At 65.7% G+C, this 19,396-nt stretch carries 17 protein-coding genes and 1 pseudogene; 8 read left to right on the forward strand and 10 right to left on the reverse strand.

Annotated elements, in window-relative coordinates:
• Positions 1 to 138: 138 nt before the first annotated feature.
• The 3 genes from ACN26Y_RS28700 to ACN26Y_RS28710 all read left to right on the forward strand — a co-directional run bounded on the left by ACN26Y_RS28700 (position 139) and on the right by ACN26Y_RS28710 (position 3,293).
• The gene (locus ACN26Y_RS28700; RefSeq protein WP_422733905.1) at positions 139 to 369 is read left to right on the forward strand and encodes a hypothetical protein; all 231 of its coding nucleotides are present in this window, start codon (positions 139 to 141) and stop codon (positions 367 to 369) included.
• A 420-nt stretch (positions 370 to 789) separates the two neighbouring features.
• Positions 790 to 1,674: a hypothetical protein gene (locus ACN26Y_RS28705; RefSeq protein ID WP_422733906.1), complete on the forward strand. Its 885-nt coding sequence runs from the start codon at positions 790 to 792 to the stop codon at positions 1,672 to 1,674.
• Entirely contained in the window at positions 1,671 to 3,293 is a 1,623-nt protein-coding gene (locus tag ACN26Y_RS28710; protein WP_422733907.1) for a hypothetical protein, read from the forward strand. Before ACN26Y_RS28705 ends, ACN26Y_RS28710 begins: the two co-directional genes overlap by 4 nt.
• Positions 3,294 to 3,417: 124 nt before the next feature.
• Here ACN26Y_RS28710 and ACN26Y_RS28715 read toward each other — a convergent pair.
• The 4 genes and pseudogenes from ACN26Y_RS28715 to ACN26Y_RS28730 form a co-directional block, all read right to left on the reverse strand.
• Positions 3,418 to 3,675, reverse strand: a pseudogene (locus ACN26Y_RS28715) (DNA topoisomerase IV); the annotation flags it as partial.
• 127 nt (positions 3,676 to 3,802) lie between these two features.
• Positions 3,803 to 6,472 carry a restriction endonuclease gene (locus ACN26Y_RS28720; RefSeq protein ID WP_422733908.1) on the reverse strand — a complete coding sequence of 890 codons (2,670 nt, stop codon included), beginning with the start codon at positions 6,470 to 6,472 and terminating at the stop codon, positions 3,803 to 3,805.
• Positions 6,473 to 6,659: 187 nt separating this feature from the next.
• Entirely contained in the window at positions 6,660 to 6,959 is a 300-nt protein-coding gene (locus ACN26Y_RS28725; RefSeq protein WP_422733909.1) for a hypothetical protein, read from the reverse strand.
• Between the two features lie 510 nt (positions 6,960 to 7,469).
• Positions 7,470 to 7,655 (reverse strand): hypothetical protein, encoded by a 186-nt coding sequence (locus ACN26Y_RS28730; protein ID WP_422733910.1) that lies wholly within the window; start codon positions 7,653 to 7,655, stop codon positions 7,470 to 7,472.
• Between the two features lie 403 nt (positions 7,656 to 8,058).
• Here ACN26Y_RS28730 and ACN26Y_RS28735 point away from each other — a divergent pair, with 403 nt between their 5' ends.
• On the forward strand, positions 8,059 to 8,256 hold the full coding sequence (locus ACN26Y_RS28735) for a hypothetical protein (RefSeq protein ID WP_422733911.1): 198 nt from the start codon (positions 8,059 to 8,061) through the stop codon (positions 8,254 to 8,256).
• A gap of 82 nt (positions 8,257 to 8,338) precedes the next feature.
• Here the strand turns inward: ACN26Y_RS28735 and ACN26Y_RS28740 are convergent, their stop codons facing one another.
• The 4 genes from ACN26Y_RS28740 to ACN26Y_RS28755 all read right to left on the reverse strand — a co-directional run bounded on the left by ACN26Y_RS28740 (position 8,339) and on the right by ACN26Y_RS28755 (position 10,674).
• The gene (locus ACN26Y_RS28740) at positions 8,339 to 8,644 is read right to left on the reverse strand and encodes a hypothetical protein (protein WP_422734982.1); all 306 of its coding nucleotides are present in this window, start codon (positions 8,642 to 8,644) and stop codon (positions 8,339 to 8,341) included.
• A 51-nt stretch (positions 8,645 to 8,695) separates the two neighbouring features.
• Positions 8,696 to 9,436, reverse strand: coding sequence for a hypothetical protein (locus ACN26Y_RS28745; RefSeq protein WP_422733912.1), 741 nt, complete (start codon positions 9,434 to 9,436; stop codon positions 8,696 to 8,698).
• A gap of 3 nt (positions 9,437 to 9,439) precedes the next feature.
• Positions 9,440 to 10,396: a hypothetical protein gene (locus tag ACN26Y_RS28750; RefSeq protein ID WP_422733913.1), complete on the reverse strand. Its 957-nt coding sequence runs from the start codon at positions 10,394 to 10,396 to the stop codon at positions 9,440 to 9,442.
• 68 nt (positions 10,397 to 10,464) lie between these two features.
• Positions 10,465 to 10,674 (reverse strand): hypothetical protein, encoded by a 210-nt coding sequence (locus ACN26Y_RS28755; protein WP_422733914.1) that lies wholly within the window; start codon positions 10,672 to 10,674, stop codon positions 10,465 to 10,467.
• Between the two features lie 221 nt (positions 10,675 to 10,895).
• On the opposite strand from ACN26Y_RS28755, the gene ACN26Y_RS28760 reads away from it, so the two are divergent.
• From ACN26Y_RS28760 to ACN26Y_RS28770, 3 genes are all read left to right on the forward strand, one after another.
• Positions 10,896 to 11,438, forward strand: coding sequence for a hypothetical protein (locus tag ACN26Y_RS28760; protein WP_422733915.1), 543 nt, complete (start codon positions 10,896 to 10,898; stop codon positions 11,436 to 11,438).
• Between the two features lie 323 nt (positions 11,439 to 11,761).
• On the forward strand, positions 11,762 to 15,475 hold the full coding sequence (locus tag ACN26Y_RS28765) for a hypothetical protein (protein WP_422733916.1): 3,714 nt from the start codon (positions 11,762 to 11,764) through the stop codon (positions 15,473 to 15,475).
• Positions 15,472 to 15,708 (forward strand): hypothetical protein, encoded by a 237-nt coding sequence (locus ACN26Y_RS28770; RefSeq protein ID WP_422733917.1) that lies wholly within the window; start codon positions 15,472 to 15,474, stop codon positions 15,706 to 15,708. Before ACN26Y_RS28765 ends, ACN26Y_RS28770 begins: the two co-directional genes overlap by 4 nt.
• Positions 15,709 to 16,101: 393 nt before the next feature.
• Here the strand turns inward: ACN26Y_RS28770 and ACN26Y_RS28775 are convergent, their stop codons facing one another.
• Positions 16,102 to 17,217 (reverse strand): hypothetical protein, encoded by a 1,116-nt coding sequence (locus ACN26Y_RS28775; protein WP_422733918.1) that lies wholly within the window; start codon positions 17,215 to 17,217, stop codon positions 16,102 to 16,104.
• A 188-nt stretch (positions 17,218 to 17,405) separates the two neighbouring features.
• On the opposite strand from ACN26Y_RS28775, the gene ACN26Y_RS28780 reads away from it, so the two are divergent.
• Positions 17,406 to 17,837, forward strand: a complete 432-nt coding sequence (locus ACN26Y_RS28780; RefSeq protein ID WP_422733919.1) for a very short patch repair endonuclease — start codon at positions 17,406 to 17,408, stop codon at positions 17,835 to 17,837.
• A 3-nt stretch (positions 17,838 to 17,840) separates the two neighbouring features.
• Here the strand turns inward: ACN26Y_RS28780 and ACN26Y_RS28785 are convergent, their stop codons facing one another.
• On the reverse strand, positions 17,841 to 19,262 hold the full coding sequence (locus ACN26Y_RS28785) for a DNA cytosine methyltransferase (protein WP_422733920.1): 1,422 nt from the start codon (positions 19,260 to 19,262) through the stop codon (positions 17,841 to 17,843).
• Positions 19,263 to 19,396: the final 134 nt, after the last annotated feature.

The following is a 19,396-nucleotide window of genomic DNA, read 5'->3' on the forward strand; positions in this document are numbered from 1 at the left end:
AAACGCCGGCACGTCGGGCGGAGAAAGTGACGGCGCGAGATGACCGCGCCCGGATGGGGCGGTCACTGCGGTCGGGAGCCTCATCAGGGCGGTCGCGGCGGTGAGGTCCGTGATCGGCGACGCGGTGGGCAGTCACTGATGCCGGCTGTGGAGGCCTGGTTCCTGGGCGGCCCGGCCGACGGCCGCCTCGCGCCGGTCGAGGTCGGCGAGGCAGGAGAGCTGCCCCAGGTGGTGCTGCTCCTGCAGACCGGCTTCTACATCGGCGCGGAGGACCATCCCCGTCCGCCGGTCGAGCACCGGTATGTCCGCGACCGCGTGCAGGACAGCCCGCCGGTGTACCGGTATGCCGGGCCCGCCGACGACGGATAAGCGCAGGATCCACATCCTGTTGTAGTGCACCGGCACACCGACGACGGCAGCTGCCACGTCGACGGTCCTGGCCACCGCGCCGTAGGTCTACGAGCCGGCTCAAGCTGCTGCACGGACAGGGCAGGTCATCAAGCGAGGTCACGCATGCCGCAGTCAAAGACCGCCCATCGAAATGGCGATCTTGCCTCGAGGTAGGGGCGCGGCTCGACGAGGTGAACAAAGCGGCAGACTTTAGCAGGCGACTCGATGACCGGGAAGTGTCCCGCTCAATTCAGACAGACGCACTGCTGCTTCATCGACATCGACTGAACCTTCAGCCGATGGGCCAACCGTGCACAAAATGTCACGCTGCCGGGACCTACTGCAGTGCACGAAAGGCAACCAGCTTCGAAGACCTCAAACCGGGCCTATGGGGGAACTGTGGCTGACACACCCTTCATCAACATCAGCGCAACGGCAAGCCTCTACTCCCAGATAGCCGGCGTTTTGTCAGGCTTCGCATTCACGACCCTGTTGTCATACCTGAACCGGCACACCGAAGAACCAATAGAACCAACTCCCGAGCAAGGCGCAGCGCACCAACTTCTGTCCGAGGTCCGGCGCCAGGTGACGATCGTGCTATTCAATACGCTGGGCGCACTGGTCGTGTGCGCGGTGCTGTACGGCATGCTGGCTGGCGGCCCACCAGATACCGGGAATTCCCTGTCCGGGATCATGGTCAACGGTCCAGCGTTCGGCCTGGCGATCCTCGGGATGTTCTTCGCCACCGCGCTAGCAGCTACCCCGTTCAAGCACCTCGAACCCATGCTCGCCTCAGCACGGGTGCTGCTAGCAATAGTAGGTCCAGCGATAGCCATGCTGCTCGTCGCTGCGGCGAGCATGGACCTCTTCATCAAGCAGTGCAGGGACGTGGCCCCTGCGGGGCCCTGCGCCGCGACAAGCCAGCTCACCCTTACCCGACCCTACGGTCTGGGCGTTTGGCTGACCGTCCTCCTCGCTCTCATCGGCGTTGTCGCCCTTATCGCTTTCCGGACGCCTCAGTCTCCAGCGCCAGCTTGGACCGCTCGGGCCATGGCATGGCTCATCATCGGCGTACCCGCCATAACGGTGGTCGGCGCGATTGCCGTCGCCACGATGCCGGCCGACTACCTGCTCCCCGACCCGTTGAAAATCGTCATCGAACTCGCCACTTTTGCCATCCTGGCGCTGTTTGCCGTGCTCGCTGCTCGGACCTGTCACCACCACCCGTCGAACACAGAGCACCGAATTAACCGCCCCGAGGCCGACACCAGGATCGCCGCGTGATCGGGACGTGGCATGCGACCGACGTACCCGACCTCCCAGCCGTCGCAGGCTTCTACTCGCAGCTCGCGGGTGTCCTTGCCGGATTCGGCTTCGCAGGGGTGGTCGGTCTCGTGACCACCCAACTGGGGGCCAACCATGCAGCCGCTGGGGTTGTTCGCAGCCTCGGGCCACTGGTAAGCGCCTTCATCGGCTTGGTCGCAGCCAGCCTCGACTACGCCTTGGTGGCAGGCGAGCCGGTGGGATCGGTGCGCGTCGCGAGCTTGCAGACAGTTGCCGGAATGGGCTTCAGCATAGCCGGTGCGATGCTGATTTATGCGGTCTACATCCTGCTCTGCGATCTTCAAGACGACGCGCCCAGGGGGCGGCCCCTCAGCATCCCTGCGATCAAGTTCCTGCGCAGCATCATCGTGTCGTTCCTTCCGACCGTACTCGTTCTGCTGATGTGGAGCGGCGTTCGAGATCACCTCATCCAGACGCAGGGCAAAGCCATGTTCTACGGATGGCCCGACTGGGTGGCCCTTGCCGCCCTCACTTCGACATTGTTGGCGTCTCTCCTTCTCCGGCTACTGTTCGGTCGCACCTCTCCCCTTCGCTTCAAAGTCGCCACCAAGGTTTCACACCTTGCCACCCAACTGTCTTTCGCCTCGCTGTTGGGCTCCGCTGCGCTGATCACCTTCACCGACGCGAACACATCCGTACCGACCGTCATACCTGTGTCGGCGCTAGTACTCGTCGCGGCCTTCTCGGTGCTGATCGCCTATTCGGCCAGCCGCTACTTCGGCCAAGCCACCCCTGCTGAGACAAAATCCACAACCCCTGTCGACACCGTCCCCACTGAAGATGTCTCCGCCACGGACGTTCGAAACGCCCACCGTTCGCAGCCGTCCGGCGAAGAGCCGCTGCGAGCTCTGGAGCCACTCCGGCAGCAAATCTTGAGGAAGCGATCCATCGAGATCTTCCCGCAGGGCTACCTGATGAACATCAGCATCATTCAGGGCGTAGCCCTCAGCGTCCTCGTCGTGGAAACCGTCAAGGCCCTGACGCGTGACGACAAACCACTGCCAATACTGCCCACAGTCGCACAGTCATCGCTGACCCTGGCCTGCCTAATCATCGTTTCGTACGAGTACCTGTGGTTCTCCACAGTTATGCGCTGGACTCCCACCTTCCGCGACACTGCCATCCCCGTCATACTGGGCCTCGGTGAGATTGTCCCGCCACTCCTGCTGGACGACCCGCGGGCATGGTGGATCGCCACAGCCGCCTTCGCCCTGCTGGGTGCCGCTGCCTTCGCTAACACCGTCACTCGACTCGAACCCGGGATGTTCCCGGACAGCCCTCAGGCGTATCTCGACCTCCGCAAGCTCCTTCTCACCTTGGCTTCGGCCTCCGTCGCGACAGCAGTCGTGTCCGGAGCCATCGCCTACCTGGTCGGGCATGTCTCGTCGGCGCGGCTGCTATCGACCATCGGCGCCCTGCTCATCCTGCTCACGGCTGTGATCTTCGTGATCGGCCAATCCGAACGAGTCCTTAATGACGTCTACGACAAGCACGGCGTCAGCCGACGCCCGCCTCTGTTCGCACGACTCAGTGGAGCGAGGCACCGCCTGACGAGATGAGGCCGCTCCTCCAGGCTACCGGCGCAACCCAGTCGAAGCTGGATCTGCACCGTCTGGAACCGAACTCGCGCCGGCAACCACCGCTAAGTGGTACCGGCAGCGGAAGATCATCCCCGGATTGATCGGCGCGCACCGCGTCGTGCTTGACCCGGCCGTGCCGCCGGCGCCCCTCGGCCGCTCCTCCGACTCGCCGTCGTGCGCGCGACCAGGCCGGTCGCCGAGAGGATCACCTGGCACGGGTCGTCGGCGACCTCCAGCGGGCCGGCCGGCGCGGGACGCCGCCCAGCACCTCCTTCAGGTCACCGTGCGAGTGCGCAGTGGCTCTGCGTCGGCGGGTGCTCGATGCGAGAAAAGCAGGTACCGGGCCTGGAACATATTGCCTCCCTCGCCTGCTGGGGCTCCGCTGCGTTCCAGGCGGGAAGAGGACTTAGGGTTCGACGCTGTGCTCGACCTGCCACTCGCATCCGCGTTCGTCCTCTTCGACGCACAGGAGGATAACCGGCCGTTGCTCATCGATAGAACGCATCCAAGGTGTCAGCCTCGCGGGGCAGGCGTTCGCCTTCCGGGTACGGCACCCCCATCTCTCGGAACCAGACGTGGGCCAACAGTTCGGTGTGGTGGTAGTACACAGCTGCGGACCGCATTGACTCGAACGATTCTGGCCGGTTGCTCAGGTTCTCCAGCGCATGGTGCAGGTACCGCAGCGCCCGCTCGTGATGCCCCGAGTACCGGCCGGTACGACCGGGCGCGGAAGGTTCAACGGCTTTAACGGCGGCCATGATCCGGTCGGCGACGCCCTGGACGTAGTCCTGCACGATCCGGCGTGCGGTGACCTGCCGGACCGCGTCCGGGTCGTGCACGCCCGCCTCGGCGAGCTCGGCGGCGGCGTCACCGACCGGCGATACCCTGCCGTCCCGGCCGATAACGAACAGGTGCACGCCGATCTCCGCGGCTGCCTCGCGCGCCGCGGCCGTGTACCCGGACGTCGAGTAGAACAAGTGATGCGCTGACTGCGGCCGGGTACCTCGCAGCTGCTGCACCAGTGGGGCACCTACGGGCTGCGCCTGCATCTTCACCTGTGCCACACCGGCCCCGGCGACAACGTCGAGGCCGCCGTCCCGGTTGCCACCGGTCAGCTCTGCATCGGCGAAGCCGAGCGCCCGCATGTGGGCGGCAGCGATCTCCTCACTGGTGCGCCAGTCTGACGGCAGGAAAGGCGGCACCACCGCAGCTTGCCGTGTGGGGGCGGCGGCGCCCAGATCGGGAAGCGCAGGCACCTCGGCCTGCTCGGGGAGCAGCATGATCTGGGCGGCGGCGCCGTCCTTGATGAGCTGCTCTAGTCGGTCGAGCCGTTCGTCGTCGGAGAAGACCTTGAAACCGAGCTTGCGGCCATCGTCAGCGGTGACGGCCAGGCTCCAGCCGGCGTTCGGCCACGTCGTGGCTCGGTTGGTGCTCGCCATCATGCCCGGAAACGACGGCCCTGTGCAGACCGTGACTGCACCGGTGGCGCGTTCGACGAGGATCCAGCGGCGCATCGTCCGGGCGGCGACGAACGGCGCATTACCGTCGCGGGTCAGCTTGGGCAACTCGAGCAGGCGGGCCTCGAACTGGACTCCGGCCTCGACGATGATCTCCACGTGGTCGTCCGGATCGACCGCGGCGAGCAGCCTCGCCCCGGCGGCTGGGTGCAGCGGCCGGGAACCGCGCGCCTGGAGATACTTCCGATACGCCCACGCCACGCGGGCATCCTCGCGAAGCGGGTCGGGACCGTGGATGTCACGTTCGTCGAGTACCGCCGGTGCCCCGGCGATGTCCGCTGTCTGTCCTGCCTCGGCGGGATCATTGGCTGGCGCGACAGATGCAGCCGGTGTCGTAGAAGTAGGTTCGGCCGGCACGGCAGCCGTCGCAGTGCGCTCGAACGATGCCGGCGGGCGGGTCGGCGCAGGCCCGACCGACGCCGGCGTATCCGCCAGCACGGGCGCGGGCTGCGCCTCGGCCGGCAACGAAACCACCACGCCCGGCTGCCCGGCCGAAACGTTCTCCGGCAGGACGTCGGGGTTGTGGAGGAGCATCGCCGGTGGAGCGGCCGTGTCGAGTGCACGCCCTCTCTCGGCAGCAGCATCGGCCGGATCAGTCGAGGCCTGCTGTACGCCGCCGTCGCCGGCACCATCGATTGCCTCTGCCTCTGCCTCTGCCTCGGCCGGCCGCGCGTCATCGGCACTCGCGGTGTCGGCCACCTCGGCCTGGGAGGTGCTGCGACCGATGCGCGACCTGGGCGTGGTCTTCGTCAGGAGGCCCCAGAGCATGAGTGTGCAGGAGAGCACGACCCAGAGGATCTTCACGACATCTTGGGTCGTGCTTCCTGCGAACACTCCGTCGTCCGGCGGCACGATCGTCCCGCAGAGCAGCAGCCACCCGGACAGGAACCGCAGGATGCCAGGGGCAGAGGGCTTATCTGGAGCCATGGCTGCCGGGGTTGGCAGCGACGACGCGGCGTTGCTCGCCTCGGCTGCCGATTCCTTGCTCCGTCGAGCGGCTTTGCCTGCGCCGCGACCCCAGGCGAACAGATAGATGCCGGACAGCAGCGTGGTGATCTTCATGATGGTCTGGGCCGTCGGCCCCTGGAACGGGTTCCTCCCAGTGATCAGCGGCAGGAGGGGCACAATGATCAGCCCAACGCCGATGACCTGCCGCCAGGTGCCTGGCGCGGTTGGGGTGGAGGGTGCGGAGGCCTTCGTCAGCTTCTTGCTCGACGGCTGAGTCGCCACCTTAGCGGTGCTGATCCGCTCGGCGATCGCGTTCATGGCCCGCATCGAGCCGTCGAGCGAGTAGACGAACAGCGCGATGTCGTTCTCATCGGCGTATGTGACGGCAGTCGTGGTGTAGTCGCTACCCGTGAAGAAGATCAGTTGCTTGTCCGACGCGCCACCGCGCGCTCCGTAGAGGAGCTGCAAGGCTGGTCTTCCGATAGCGGAGGCGTGGTATTTGACCTGGGCAACCGCACAGGATGCCAGAACGTCGATCCCACCGTCGGAGCCGGCCGGCGTTGCGGTGGCATCCGTGTATCCCCAATAACGCATCCACTCTGCCGCATTGTGCTCGGCGTCCTGCCAGGTCTGGATCTGGTTCGGCCCAGGCTGCGCAGGTCCGGCGGTCAGGCCGGTGTGGGTGCTCGTCATGGGCGGGAGTATCGCAGTCAGCCCTCGCCGCCTTTCATGATCCCCCGCCAAGGTGACGTCCAGAACCGCGGGTATGACCCGGCTCCTGACAATGTCAGCCGAGCTGCTGGTGGGCGACGTGGGAGCGGGTGCGCCTGCTGCGGGGCCAGGCGGGCCTGCAGCGGATCCGGCGAGCACCTGCGTCCCATCAGCCGTCCATCAACGCTCGCCCCGGGTCGCCGAAGTAGCCCTCCTCCTCAACGAGCAACAGCGGCACGTCATAGACCGACAATTCCGCTCGCACCCTGACGTGTCGCACCCGGTGGCGCCACCGCTGGTGCTCGAACGCCACGTCGGCGTCGATCTCCGCCACGACGGTCGGCTCCACCTGTACGTACGGCAGCGGCTCGGGTCGGTCCAGCTGACCGGACCATAACGCGGGCAGTGGTTGCGGCCACGGGTGGGCCACGGTGCCGTGGCGTGGCAGCCGCGGCGGCGCGAGCAGCACGGCGAGTTCCCCCGCTTGGTCGGACGTCAGGGGTGGGAGCGGCCGGTGTACCGCAGGCGCCCCTTTCGATCGAAAGGGCCCAGCAGCACTGTCTCCAGTCGGCTGAGGCTGCCGGTGACCCCGCCGACGATGGCCTACGTGGTGATCCGGGTTCGGAACTCCGACCAGCCGCGCCGCCCAGGCTCGTACCGGCCGGCCAAGCGCCTACTCACCACGCCTTCGATACCCGCCGCGACAGTCCAGTGGATCAACCATTCCCCCACCTGCCGCAAGTCAGCCGTCTGCGGTGTCACGGTGAGCTGCGACGGCGCACCGGCAAGCAACTGCTCCAGTCGGGCGCGCCGCTGCCCCCAGCGGCAGGTCCAGGACCACCTGGCCGGCGGCGTCCGCGAGCAGGTCGAACAGCACGTCATAGGCGGGGCACTCCCGCGCCACGCGCAGGAGGGCGCGGCCGGCGGCGATACGGGGCTGCAGCAACGCGAAGTTTGGTGCGGCCTCGCTCCCAGACGATCAGCTCACCGTCGACCACCATCCCGGGCGGGGTGGCTGCCCAATCGCCCGCGTGATGTCCGGGAAGTAGGTGGTCAGGTTCCGGCCAGCCCGCGACTGCACGTACACCCCGTCGGTCTCGCGGACGGCGATCGCCCGCCACCCGTCCCACTTGGGCTCGTGCACCAGATCCGGGCCCTCGGGCACCACGTCAAACCGGCGCCGCGAGCATCGGCGCGACCGGCCGACGCAGCACCGGTTCCGCTGCGGCACTCGCCCGTGCCCGGGCGGGAGTCACGTCCAGTCCTCACCATGCCGCCCGCACGTGCCGCTCATCCTCCGCCCACCCCCACGTCATCGTGGGAGAGACCCGGGCCGCCTCGGGCGAAGATCCGCGACAACAAATGCGCCAGCGGACGGTCGTAGCACGGTTAACGCTAGGCCGGGCGCCGCGTGCAGGTGGAGAGCGTTCGGCCGCAGCTACCGGTGGGCGGTCCTCTGGGCGATGCATCCGGCCGGGGAGACGGCCTCCGGCCCGCAGCGCCACCCGCTTGGGCGGCAGCGTCTCGTACCCAGCGTCGCGCACTCAGGGTGCACGTACCGTCGGAGCGTGGAGGTGCTGCTGCGCGGCGGGCCGGGTGACGGGAAGGTGGTGCCCAGCGGCGGGGAAACCGTCGTATGGCAGGCCTGCCTGTACGAGATCACGCCGGAGTACCGCCACCGGCACGGCCGTGACTTGCGGATCTACCGGCACCGCCCGGACTGCTGCGAGCCGTGCGGGCGAGGCGCCGAAGACCGCTGCGAATGACCCGCCGAGCGCGGGAACTCGTGCTTGCATCGGTAACGGCGGTGGGTGGCCCCGCGTACCAGCCAGCAGATGCGGAACAAGGTCAATAGACCCTGCCGCCCTCGAGCCTCGCGCGCACCTCGGCCGCGTGCAGCTCGGCGACCGTCATGTCAGCGCCGGAAGCCTCCAGCAATCGAACGATGGGCCCGCTGATGCCGTGCGGGTCCGAGAGTGCGACGCCGGCCTGGATGCCGAGCAGCTGCGGGTCGGTCGTCACCGCGCGGACGGCCGCGATCGCCTCTTCCTGCGGGCGGTCCCTGCTGGCGCCGATGCCGTACCGGCCAGCCACCCCGGACAGCTCGGCCAGCTTGATCCGCCGCCATTGGGGCAGCGACGGTACATGCACCATGTTCCTCATCCTCTGAGACTCGTCCCGGGGGTTGGTCTCCGGCCGGCGGCATCATAGTTGGTTGACCGCTTGCTCAATCTTTTTGGCAGCTGTCGGCTTCACCTGACCTGTGACTCGGACCAACACAGTGCCGTCACCGGTCCGGTAGTGGTATTCGGTGCCGAGGATTGGGGCGTTCTTGAGCAGTCCCTGGATGTACGTGGCGCGCCGATCTGCGTCGTCTGCGGAGGGGAAGACCTCGATCACGAGGCCGCGGTTGATGCTGTACTTGTCGCTGGTGTTGTCGCCGCCGGGTAGGTCGGCTGATGCCCGTGAGGTGTAGCCGTTGGGCCGTCCGAGCAGGTTGTTCGGGTCGGTGTCTTCGTCCTGAACGGCGCCGTGCGTGAGTCCGATTTTCGCGGCGGTCAGCTTCGCGAGCACTGCCTTGGCGTCAAGCTTCGCGGCGGCCGCTGGCTGCGGACGTTGAACGGCGGTGTTGCTGGCCGCAGCGCCAGGAGCCGTTGGCGTTGTGCCACCGGTGTCAGTGCCGGTGGCGCAGGCGGTCAAGCCGAGGGCAGCTGCGATGGCGCAGATAATGAGGCTGAACTGGGTACGCATTCGCAGATCATGCTGTCCACCGCCGTCTACCCGCTGCCCGCCCACCGCCCGGCATTCTGTCGCGTTGCCGACACCTAGGGCCTGGTCGCTCTCCTCGCGAGGCGGATTGCCGGTACTCCAGGTCGGCCCCAGCCAGCGGTGCTTAATGAGTTCGGCGATAGTGTCATGCGCGCGCATCGATGCATTCGTCTTCACGATTCATCGAGGATGCAGCTCTGCACCGATCCCCTCAACCTCCATCAGCACGTGACTCATGCGGCCCAGCAGCGCATAGGCTCGAGGCCTTGGAAGGTCTACAACATTGTGGGCAAACTCGTTCCGCACAAATTTGAAGGCCGTCCTAAGCTCGCTTCGTAGGATCTTCAAACCTGCGTTATGGAAACGGTTCGAGTCGGCAAGACGTCTTATGAATAGATCGATGAGTTTGGACCCGTGGAGCTGGGACGAGGCCAACTCCCGCACTCGGGATTCGATGAGAACGCCGAGTTCGCGTAGCGCGGAATCGTACAATCCGCTTTGAACTAGGGGGTCGACTCGGGAACGGGCGCTTTGGGGGATGTCTAGGGCATCGGCCCATAATTCGTCCAGCCGATTCCAGCCTTGAGTGGTTAGACGCACCACTCCCAGGCCGTCGATACCCAACCAAGGTCGATAGGGAGTAGTATCGTCCTCGCCGTCGTCATAGTCGTCGATCGATGGAAGTCCCAGGGAAACCCTCTGGCCGTCGATCTCCGCGTAGAGAGATTCGAGGATGTCACCTGGGGGCGCCTCCCCGCCCCTCCGCTCGATGTCTCGCAGGATCCTCGTTCTCAACTCCTCGCGCTTTCGTGTCTCGTATTGGCGGTGTGTAAGTCGCTCCACGCCCTCCACTAAGCCAAGGTCGCACGCCTCGAGCAGGTCCTCATGCCAAATCGCTACATGAAAGGCTCGTTCGTCGAAAGGGTCCCGATAGTCTCCATATCCCTCCGCTAGCAGCAGTGAACATTGGTCGATGTCGTCAACGCGCTTGAAATCGGTACCGGGCGGAAAGCTGCCAAGGCTGATCACGGCAATCTCCCAGCCGTGTTCTAGCGGGTATGCCGGCCAATCTGCATGGATCAGCACGACACCTCTGGAGGTAAGCCCAAGAAAACCGGGGTGTCCCTCGAGACTCATTTCACTCCCTCCACGCCATCTTGAGCCACTTCAGCCGGCCGCGTCCGCCTATAGAGCTACCGTGCAGCTCACTCGCAGTCTTCGATAAGGCTGATCAAGTCATCGGGTCTGATCTTCACTCCATTACCATCACGAGTGCGCCCCTTCATCCACTCGACGGTTGCCTTTCCAATCCGTAGATCGCCGACATGCTTACCCTGATTGTCGGCGATCTTCAAAACTATGCCCTTGTTCCCGAGCGTGATGGAAACGTCGTCGAGCTTGAGCTTCACTTCCACGTATGGCCCCCTCCGGGTAATGGCAGGGTAGCCGACCCGCACTCAATCCTCCACAGCCCGAGCGCAGGTGAAGCAAAGCTTGGCCGCCGGTCCCGTTGTACTCGACCAACAGGGGGAGGCCTCGCTGGCAAACCGTCCGTACGGTGACCGCAATGACTGCCACAGACACGCCGGACCACCCGAACCAGCCATGCCCTATGGCGCCAGCGCAACGGTGCGAGATGATCCTCACTGCACTATTGGGATACCGATCCGCCGTCCCTGACTGCTACGACGAACCGCTATATGAAGTCATCGAGCGGGTTGAGCGGGACGGCAACCTGGGCAAGCTCGACATCGGAGCGCTCTACCTATGGAAGCGCATCCCACGGGGGAACTGGGGCCTGAAGCTCCTCAGGATGTCGGAAGTCGAGGTGCGAGCCGTCACCAGCGCTGCCGTTCGAGCGGCTCGTGACGAGGACTTGCCAACGCCCGAGGCGGCGGCAGCCGCAAGGACCGCCCTCTCCCCGCTGCCTGGGATGAGAACCGGTGACGCCCTCCCGTCGACGCTGCTCCTGGCGGCCGCGCCCGATCGCATGGCCGTATACGACAGGCGCGCCCGCAAGGGACTGAACAAGGTCGGTCTTCCCCTGAGCGACGGCCCCGGCCGATACGGGCGCTACATGGAGCGTATAGAGCAGTGCCGCGCCGAACTCCTCGAGCTGCGGGCTGAAAGTCACTCAGCTCGGGAGGTGGATCTAGCGCTCTACTGGCTTGGTGCTTGACCGTCCCTGCCCAATTTGCGGGGTGGCGACGGGCTCGGGAGCCAGGCTGGCCGAGAAGCACGGGCCGTTCGTGCCAGGGAACGGCATAGGCGCGGTCTTGGAGCAGCCTCGCCCGCGGCGACCGCTGCAGACCCTCTCCCGATCCTGTTTCATTCGCCGGTAGCGGCCAGCCTCAACATTACTGGGTACGTCCCATTAGGTAGGCCGTGGCCGTGATCGAGGCGTCCCGGCCGTGCCCGGGTCTCCGGGCGTAGTCGGACACGCCGTTGGCGCTGTGCAAGAAATGTGTCGAGGGAACTGATGGGTCCGGCCAGGATGTCGGCATGGAGCACGCCGGGGAGGATAGGGAAGAGGTGGCGCCCGCGAGAAGAGGCGGATCGGTGCGTTGGACGGTCATCGACCGAGCGTTGGCTCCGTTCACTGCCGACTCGGCGGTCGCGCTGCTGGGCGCCGCGATGGATGCGCCGATGTCAGCTCCGTGGGAGTACCACCTGTCCCTGGTGTGGATACGCGCCATGCGCCGACCGCCACACGGCGCAACAACGGCGACCGCGGCGTCCCTGGCAGGTTTGGCTGCCGCAGCGGCCTACGCCGCGCCTGGGCGGCCCGTTGCTGCCTCGCGATGGCCGAATGATCCGCGCCAGCTCGTCGGCTTCACGCTCGGGCGGCAGCGGTGGCGCGTCCACCCGGGAGATTTCGAACACCCGCTGATGCTGCTGCGACGGATCGTCGCCGTCGCGCGCGCCGTGGACAACGAGGTCCTACGGGCTGTCGGCTTCACTCTCACCGACCTCATCGAGGTGACCCTGGCTCACGGGCATCGCACCGTCACGCGGCTGGCACCACTGTGGCCTACGGCCGATACCGACCTTGAGGCAGGCCAGGCGGCGACGGTCACCGGCGCCGAGGTTGCAGCCGTTGCCGCACTGCAGGCTCGAGGGACCGACGAGGTGACGGGCCTCTGCGAGCGCCCGGAACGGGCGGCAGCGGCATTGGCATGGTTGACCTCCGACGCCCGACGAGTCTCCGTCCGCCACGCGCCATCCGCCCCGGTTTTCGGGGCGGTGCTAAGGGTCGTCGGTGAACGGCCGATCGGGGTTCCGGCATGCCTGACGCTAAGCGCCTTGGCCGCTGCCACGGCGGTGATACTGCGCCGTGTCGGCGGGCGGAGCGCCACCGACCACCGGATGCAGGCCGTGACGGTGGCGCATGCCGAAGCGGTCTTCTCCAAGCGGGTCGTGGACCGTGCGGCTGCCCTGCCAGTCGACGAGGCCCCCATCATTGTCGGCCCTCGAACGGTGATGATGGTTGTCAGCGCACTGACCCATCGAGGGCTAAAGGACGCCATCGCCGCAGCGACTTCCAAGCTCGGCGAGTCCCCGGGTGGGGTAGGGCGCGGACCGTACACCAAAACCGACCCGATTAAGGTCATCCTGTTCGGCGGCCCGTTGGTCGTCGGGTTCCAGGTCGTTCAAGACGTTCTTCTGCTGCATCTGGAGGAGTTCGTCGAGATCCTCGCCGACGCCGACGGCGACTGGAGCACCGTTGAATTGTTCCTCGAAGACTTGGGCCGCCACACGGGCTACGAGGCGGTGGTGTTCCTTGATGTGCTTGACGTGTGGGCTGCCTGGCGGGACTGGGGCAGACTCGGGCCCGCCGAACCGGATGAAGATGCCGCAGTTCTGCAGGTGGCCCCCGCCGAGCGGGATTTCACATGGGACAGGGCCGTGGCGTGGGAACCGGTCGACGCGATTCTGACCGCCACGAATATGCCTGAGCACCTGGACTGGCCGATCACCCGTCTCGTGCCGGGCACCGGGGCCGACCTTTTCGCTCTGGCCGACGGGCTCATCGGCCTGGTCAACGTCGACCCGCCCGTCATGATCCTCCTTCATCCGTCCGACGTTGACGGGCTCGGCCTCGACATCGACACGCTCGTCGGGATAGCGGACGGACTGCGGACCGGCCTCGCGGGGCACCCCGCCGTCAGTGACCACTTCAAGCTAGCCGAGGGGACGCCACTCACGATCATCATCCGGCTCCTCGGCGAACCCGACCCGCCCGACGTGGACCACTGCCGGGTCCGGGTCGCCACCAACGCCGAACGCGCACTGATCGAGGTGGGGATCGGACCCGACGTGCTGGAGCAATTCATCGGTGACGGCCTGGCCGGACACGACATTCTCGGCTTGGCTCTGCACGAGACGGTGCGGAGAATCCGCATCGAGCGCGGCCAAGGAGCCGGAGCTGCGGTCGAGATCTTCCAGCAGGCCTGGCGGACCCTCGACCCCGCGATCCTGTTCACGGCCAACCTCGAAAGCGTCCCCCATACAACGCCCGTCGACACCCTGCCACGCACCCCAGCGGTGCGTGCCCGGGTGCTGCACGCCGTCTTCGACCTCGTCCGCCAGCGCGGCCTGCGAGGTACGTTCGTTGACGAGGCAGCCCACGAGGTCTGTCAGGATCACCTCATTCCCGCCATCGAACAGGCGCTGCACGACCGGCTCAGCCGCAGCCAGCGCAGCCTGCTGTGGCAACTCGCCATCCGGCTCAACGCAACGCACGCCACCTACAACCGGCGCAGTCAACAACTCGCCCACGCGTTGACTGGCCCTTGGGCGGACAACTGGCACAAGTTCGCCAGGGACGACGATCGGGCGGTCGCCGTCCGCGCCACCCAGCTTCTGTTCGAGTTCGCGCTTGCCACACCACCAGCCGGCGCCCAGCAGGTCGACGCCCTACTGATCGCCGAGCTGGCCGCCCTCGCCGAGCTGCTGCTCGTCACCGCTGGGCAGGATCACGGATTCCGCAACGACCTGCACGGTCTGCGCGTCGACATCCACCGCGGTGGACAGATCGTGGTCGACTCAGCCGCGCATACGCAACCCTCCGACGTCGACGAAGACACCGATTCGCAGCTGCTCGGTATCGACGTCGCGGCATACCACCGAGCACTGCGGGACACGCAGATCACCATGGCCGCACGCGCGTCGGCGATTGGCCCGGTGACGACCGAGCCCACGGCACCGCGCTCACCCTTCACCAGCAAGTCCCGGGTTCCGAACGATTACCGCCCCCTTCGCGACGCTCTCGAGCCGTCGCTCCAGGCGGTTGACGACCACCTCACCACCTTCTGGGGCACCGGACTGAACGGTATCGCCGCGATACTCGGCGTGGCCGCAGACTGGCCGACCACCACAGACGGAATCGCCGCCACAGATCCTGACAATCTCATCGCCGAAGTCGTCGCCTGGTCACACTTGCCCGAATCGGAGATCCGCGCAGCCCTCGACGTCCTGACCCTGACCCCGGACCACCTCCCGGTTGCCGGTGACTCCACCTACCTCGAGGTCGAACGTCGCAGCCACCGCCTGGCGCTTCGCCCACTCCCGATCGTCGATGGCCAGGTTTGGATCTTGCCGTGGGTCCTCATCGCGTCCCAGCAGCTTTACGGCGCTTACCTCGACAGCTCACGCCTGCCGCACCCAGCGCAGTCCCTTCCTGCCCAGGTAGTCAACGCGATGACGGAGCACCGCAAGGCATCAAACAACGGACTCGAAGGGCAAGTCCGCACGGTCGTCACCGAACTCAACCTCGCGCACCGGTTCCGATTCAGCCAGCGCGAACTCAAACAGGTCGGTTTTCCGAACCCAGTCGGCGAAATCGATCTGCTCATCGCAGACCCAACCACCCGCCGCCTCTGGGTCTGCGAGATTAAAGATCCAATTGCGCCCTTCAGCGCGACCACGATGCGCGCCCATGTGCGCCGCTTCCTCCGGTCCGGCGGGTACGTCACCAAACTGCTCGCCAAGGCGGAGCAGATCGCGCAACACGCTGCCCTGGCAGCGCATGCCTGCGGTATCACCGACAGCGGCAGCTGGCGGGTGATCCCGCTGATGATCACGCGTCGGGTGGAACCCGCAGCGCACGCACGGCAGCCCCGGGTTACATTCCTCATGCCTCATCAGCTCGCGGCGCTTCTGACTGATCCGCATGATCCGAGTCGAGGGCCGACACCAGCAGCAAGATCAGTATGAGGAATGACGGCCCGACCACCGGCGTTCGCCAGCAGCCGGCCGACCGGAACCGTCAGGGCGTGTTCCTTGTCAACATCCGGCTGCACGAGCCGAAATGCCGGCCGTACGTCGCGCCCGACGCTTCGTCACAGGTCGAGGACAACGACGTGCATCCACGTGGCGAGCCGCGCGACGGCAAAGGGATACCCGGCGACCGGGTGGCCGTCGTGCGCCGGACCTGCCGTCTGAGATGACGCAAAGTACGGCCGCCGGCACCGGCGCCAGCTGCAGGGGGCCTGAAGACCTCGGCCACGCGGGGCAGCCATCAAGCTAGTGGAGGACGCCGGCGTAAGCGGACGTGCGGAGATATGCCTAAGCGCCACAAGAATCACCAGCGGGATGGTGGCGGCAGCTTTGACGTTTGTCTGCTGACCGGAGTGATGCTACCGCAACGAGTAGCAATAACGGCGATTATGGATATGTGAAGAGGGGCCTGCCGCATCGGTTCTTAAAGGGCGGAGACCTGCCGCAGGTGTCCGCCGACTACATGCTCGATGGGGATGGAGCCGAGTCCTTGCGGCATGTCGATCGTGTCGAATGCTGAATAAGGAGGGCAGCGGACGCCCACTTGTTGACAGCTGACGAGGCTATCGACCGGCTACCTCCGTCAGCCAGCCGTCCAGGCCGACGAGGCGTCCCGACTCGATGTGCCCTAGCGCCCGGCCGATACCCTTGCCGCGAGGTGGAACGGGTGCTCCATAGGCGGCGTGCGGGCCAGCCGGGTTGACGTGGACGACGGCGGAGAACAGCGGGCTGTTCTGGCGGCGAACCTCGCAGGCCGCAGCAAGCCGAGCAGGGTCGAACTCATTGGTGATGAGCACGTAGTCGAAGTCCTCGCCAGCCTCCTCAAGCTCGGCATAGTCTCGGAAGTCGCTGACGAACTGCTCCTCCCGGTCGCTTCTCACACTCCACTTGCAGGAGACGAGCGTCCGCCTGCCGGTGGCTTCGTGAACGAGCGCAAGATCCACCTGCCGGGGCTTGCTGTTGGCCCTTGGCCTTCGGAACCCCGGAACTTGGTGTAGCAGCGGGCGGACGCGAATGGTGTGGGTGTCGGCGATGGCCGGGATGCGGCTCAAGAGTCCGCTTACGGTGTCTTCGAAGCCTTCGCCGACCAGGTTTTTCCGCTTGTTTTCTAGGCCAACGTGAGCATAGATCCTCTCCGCCAGAGTCCTGAGGGCGGCTACTGACGGCCGCTGCGCGAGGAACGGAGCAAGCACTTCGGTGATGATCGACTCCAGCTCGGGGTCCTCGCCCGGTTCGGGCAAGCCCATGCCCTCATAGGGCCGGCGCTGGCCGGAGACGGTATCCAGCAAGCGCGCGCGATTCCGGGCGGCGACATGCGCAAGGTCAGCGGTGGCGTGCCGGAAGAGATAGTCGATGTGCTTGTCCAGCTCGCCTGGCCCGACCCCCAGCGCCTCTGCTGACCAGACATGGAAGGCGAGGCTGCGTGCGTACCAGGGGCGGCCGGGCTGGCACTTGTCGCTCTCGTAGCAGTGGGCTAGCCCGGTGGTGCGGTCGATCCAGAGCAGCAGACGGTAGACGTGTCGCCAGGCGTTCTCCGGGCTCACTGCCTCGGCGCTGGAGAAGTACCGGTCCAGTAGCCGGGCGCGGTTCTCCTCGCCGAAGGCGCGGGCACTGGCCTCACTAGTCGAGCCCTCGGGTGCATCACCCAGCCCCGGTATGGCCAACTGATCTACAACCACTCGCCGAGAGTACTGGATATGTCCATGCTTCGGTGTCCCGCACGAACAGGCCGAGCCGTCCTGTCGCACGTGTAGCAGGTGGCGCAAGTTGTGCAATAGTTGTTGGGTAGTCAACCCGTGCGTCCAGGCGCCTAGTCGCCTGTTCCGCTTGGTTGAGTGTAGGCGACCCGAACGGAACGTACGGAGCTATGCCTGACCATTTGTCGAAACAGGGGCGCTCACGCGTGATGGCTGCCATCCGGTCCAAGAACACCAAGCCGGAGTTGATGCTCCGGCAGGCATTGCGAAGCGCAGGTGCGACCGGCTATCGAATCCACCTCACGTCCCTCCCAGGAAAGCCGGACATCGCTTATACGCGCTGGCGCCTGGCGATATTCGTTGACGGCGTCTTCTGGCACGGCCATCCGGATCACTTCAAGCCGGAGCTGGCCAGTCAGTACTGGCGAGAGAAGATCGCGCGAAACCAGGAGAGAGATGTAAGGAACGACGCCGCGCTCGCGGCCATAGGCTGGACTGTCTTGAGGATCTGGGATACGGAGGTCAAGGATGACCTCGATGGCGTTACCCGGGCTGTGGCCGATGCCCTTCGGGCGCTGGGTCGGCCTGTCGTATCCCAATGATGGCTAGGCACTGGCCGCAGCGGGATGTGACGTCTTCTCGGAAGATGGCGGCGGCACCGCCTTCCCACCCTGCTCACGCCAAGTGCCGATAAGGGTGCTCACCCTTTGTGCAATGGCCTCTGCTAGCAGCGGCGGCACGGCATTGCCCACCTGCCGGTAGCGAGAGTGTGCCTGACCGCCGTCGATGCGCCCAGGGAGGGGCCCACGCCGGGGGTCTGTAGTAAACACGAAATGGTCAGGGAAAGACTGAAGGCGCGCGAACTCCCTGACGCTGAGGGCGCGTGGCATCCGGTAGTGATAGGCCGAGTCGGCCTTGGTGTTTAACGTCCAGGCCCACACGCCAGGGTGTAGGCGACGATATGCATAGAAGTGTGCTCGCCCGAGCTTGCCACTATCAGTGCTCGGTCCCCATTTCTCGCCACTGATGTAGCGAGCGGTCAAGGCCTCGGTGAGGTCTCGGTGGTTGCCGCCTGCTGGAATCGCCTTTAGTCGCGTGACCGTGTCCGAATTTATTCTAGGGACACTGACGTTCCAAATCTTGTCCTCCAACTGCTTCCGCATCAGGCGCTGGTATGCCGATTCGGCTTCCTTCATTTCTCCGATGGGCATCGCCTCCTCGCGTCGCCCCGCCTTCAGGTGCCGGAGGTCTGATAGTGCCTGGCCAGCCGAGACAACGGTGGGATTATCCGGGTCTTCCAGAGCCTTCAGTAGAGCGGCTGCGCGCACTTCGTCTCGACGCGTTTCGATAGCGTACTTACCCTTGCCCTGACGAACGAGGGCGAGGTGAAGAGTCGCTTCAGTTCCCTTGAACAGTGGCGGGGTCTCGCCCAGGTCGCTTCGTACGCCCACGAAGACCAGCCGCTTGCGGGTCTGCGGAACACCGAAGTCAGCGGCGTCGAGCAGGTTCGGCTGGACATTGTATACGCCGCCAAGCTCGAGGTCCTCTTTGACTTGCTCCAGCACGCCCATCTGGGCCATACCCGGCACGTTCTCCATGACGAATGCGAGCGGCCGGATCTCTCCAACTGTCTTGACGAACTCCCGGTACAAGGAGTTGCGCGGGTCGTCGATGATTCTTGAGTGGTTCCGGACTTGCGAGAAGGCTTGGCATGGCGGGCCTCCGACGACCACGTCGACACCTCGCCCTGCCTCGATGATGCGTTCACGCACCTCAGGTAGCCTGATATCACCACAAATGGCTTGTGCATCTGGGAAGTTGAGAGCGAACGTAGCGCAGGCGTCCGGGTCGATGTCGCTGGCGCCCGCGATCTCGAAGCCGGCCTGCTGGAACCCTTGGGAGAGGCCGCCAGCCCCAGCGAATAGGTCCAGTACGCGTGGCTGCTGTACGGGCAGGAAGTCGACTTGAGCGCACGGCGCCATGTCGGCTTCGAGTCCAGGCAATGGCAGTGCCAGTTGCGTGACCACGCAGCCCCCTTCGACCTGTCATGTCACGCCGCGTACCCGCGGTGTTACTGCAGGCCCAATTCTGGTCCTGGCCACACACAAGGAGCGGCCGCCGCGCCGGATGACGCGCCTGCCATATTTGATCCTCTCCTACA

This window comes from Micromonospora sp. WMMD558 (assembly GCF_049315255.1).
Taxonomy (GTDB): Bacteria; Actinomycetota; Actinomycetes; order Mycobacteriales; family Micromonosporaceae; genus Micromonospora.

Bases quoted from the DNA above. Each gene is read 5' to 3' on its own strand.
- ACN26Y_RS28700 (WP_422733905.1), top strand. From the start codon at position 139: ATGCCGGCTGTGGAGGCCTGGTTCCTGGGCGGCCCGGCCGACGGCCGC.
- ACN26Y_RS28720 (WP_422733908.1), bottom strand. From the start codon at position 6,472: ATGACGAGCACCCACACCGGCCTGACCGCCGGACCTGCGCAGCCTGGG.
- ACN26Y_RS28740 (WP_422734982.1), bottom strand. From the start codon at position 8,644: ATGGTGCATGTACCGTCGCTGCCCCAATGGCGGCGGATCAAGCTGGCC.
- ACN26Y_RS28750 (WP_422733913.1), bottom strand. From the start codon at position 10,396: ATGAGTCTCGAGGGACACCCCGGTTTTCTTGGGCTTACCTCCAGAGGT.
- ACN26Y_RS28760 (WP_422733915.1), top strand. From the start codon at position 10,896: ATGATCCTCACTGCACTATTGGGATACCGATCCGCCGTCCCTGACTGC.
- ACN26Y_RS28765 (WP_422733916.1), top strand. From the start codon at position 11,762: ATGGAGCACGCCGGGGAGGATAGGGAAGAGGTGGCGCCCGCGAGAAGA.
- ACN26Y_RS28770 (WP_422733917.1), top strand. From the start codon at position 15,472: ATGAGGAATGACGGCCCGACCACCGGCGTTCGCCAGCAGCCGGCCGAC.
- ACN26Y_RS28780 (WP_422733919.1), top strand. From the start codon at position 17,406: ATGCCTGACCATTTGTCGAAACAGGGGCGCTCACGCGTGATGGCTGCC.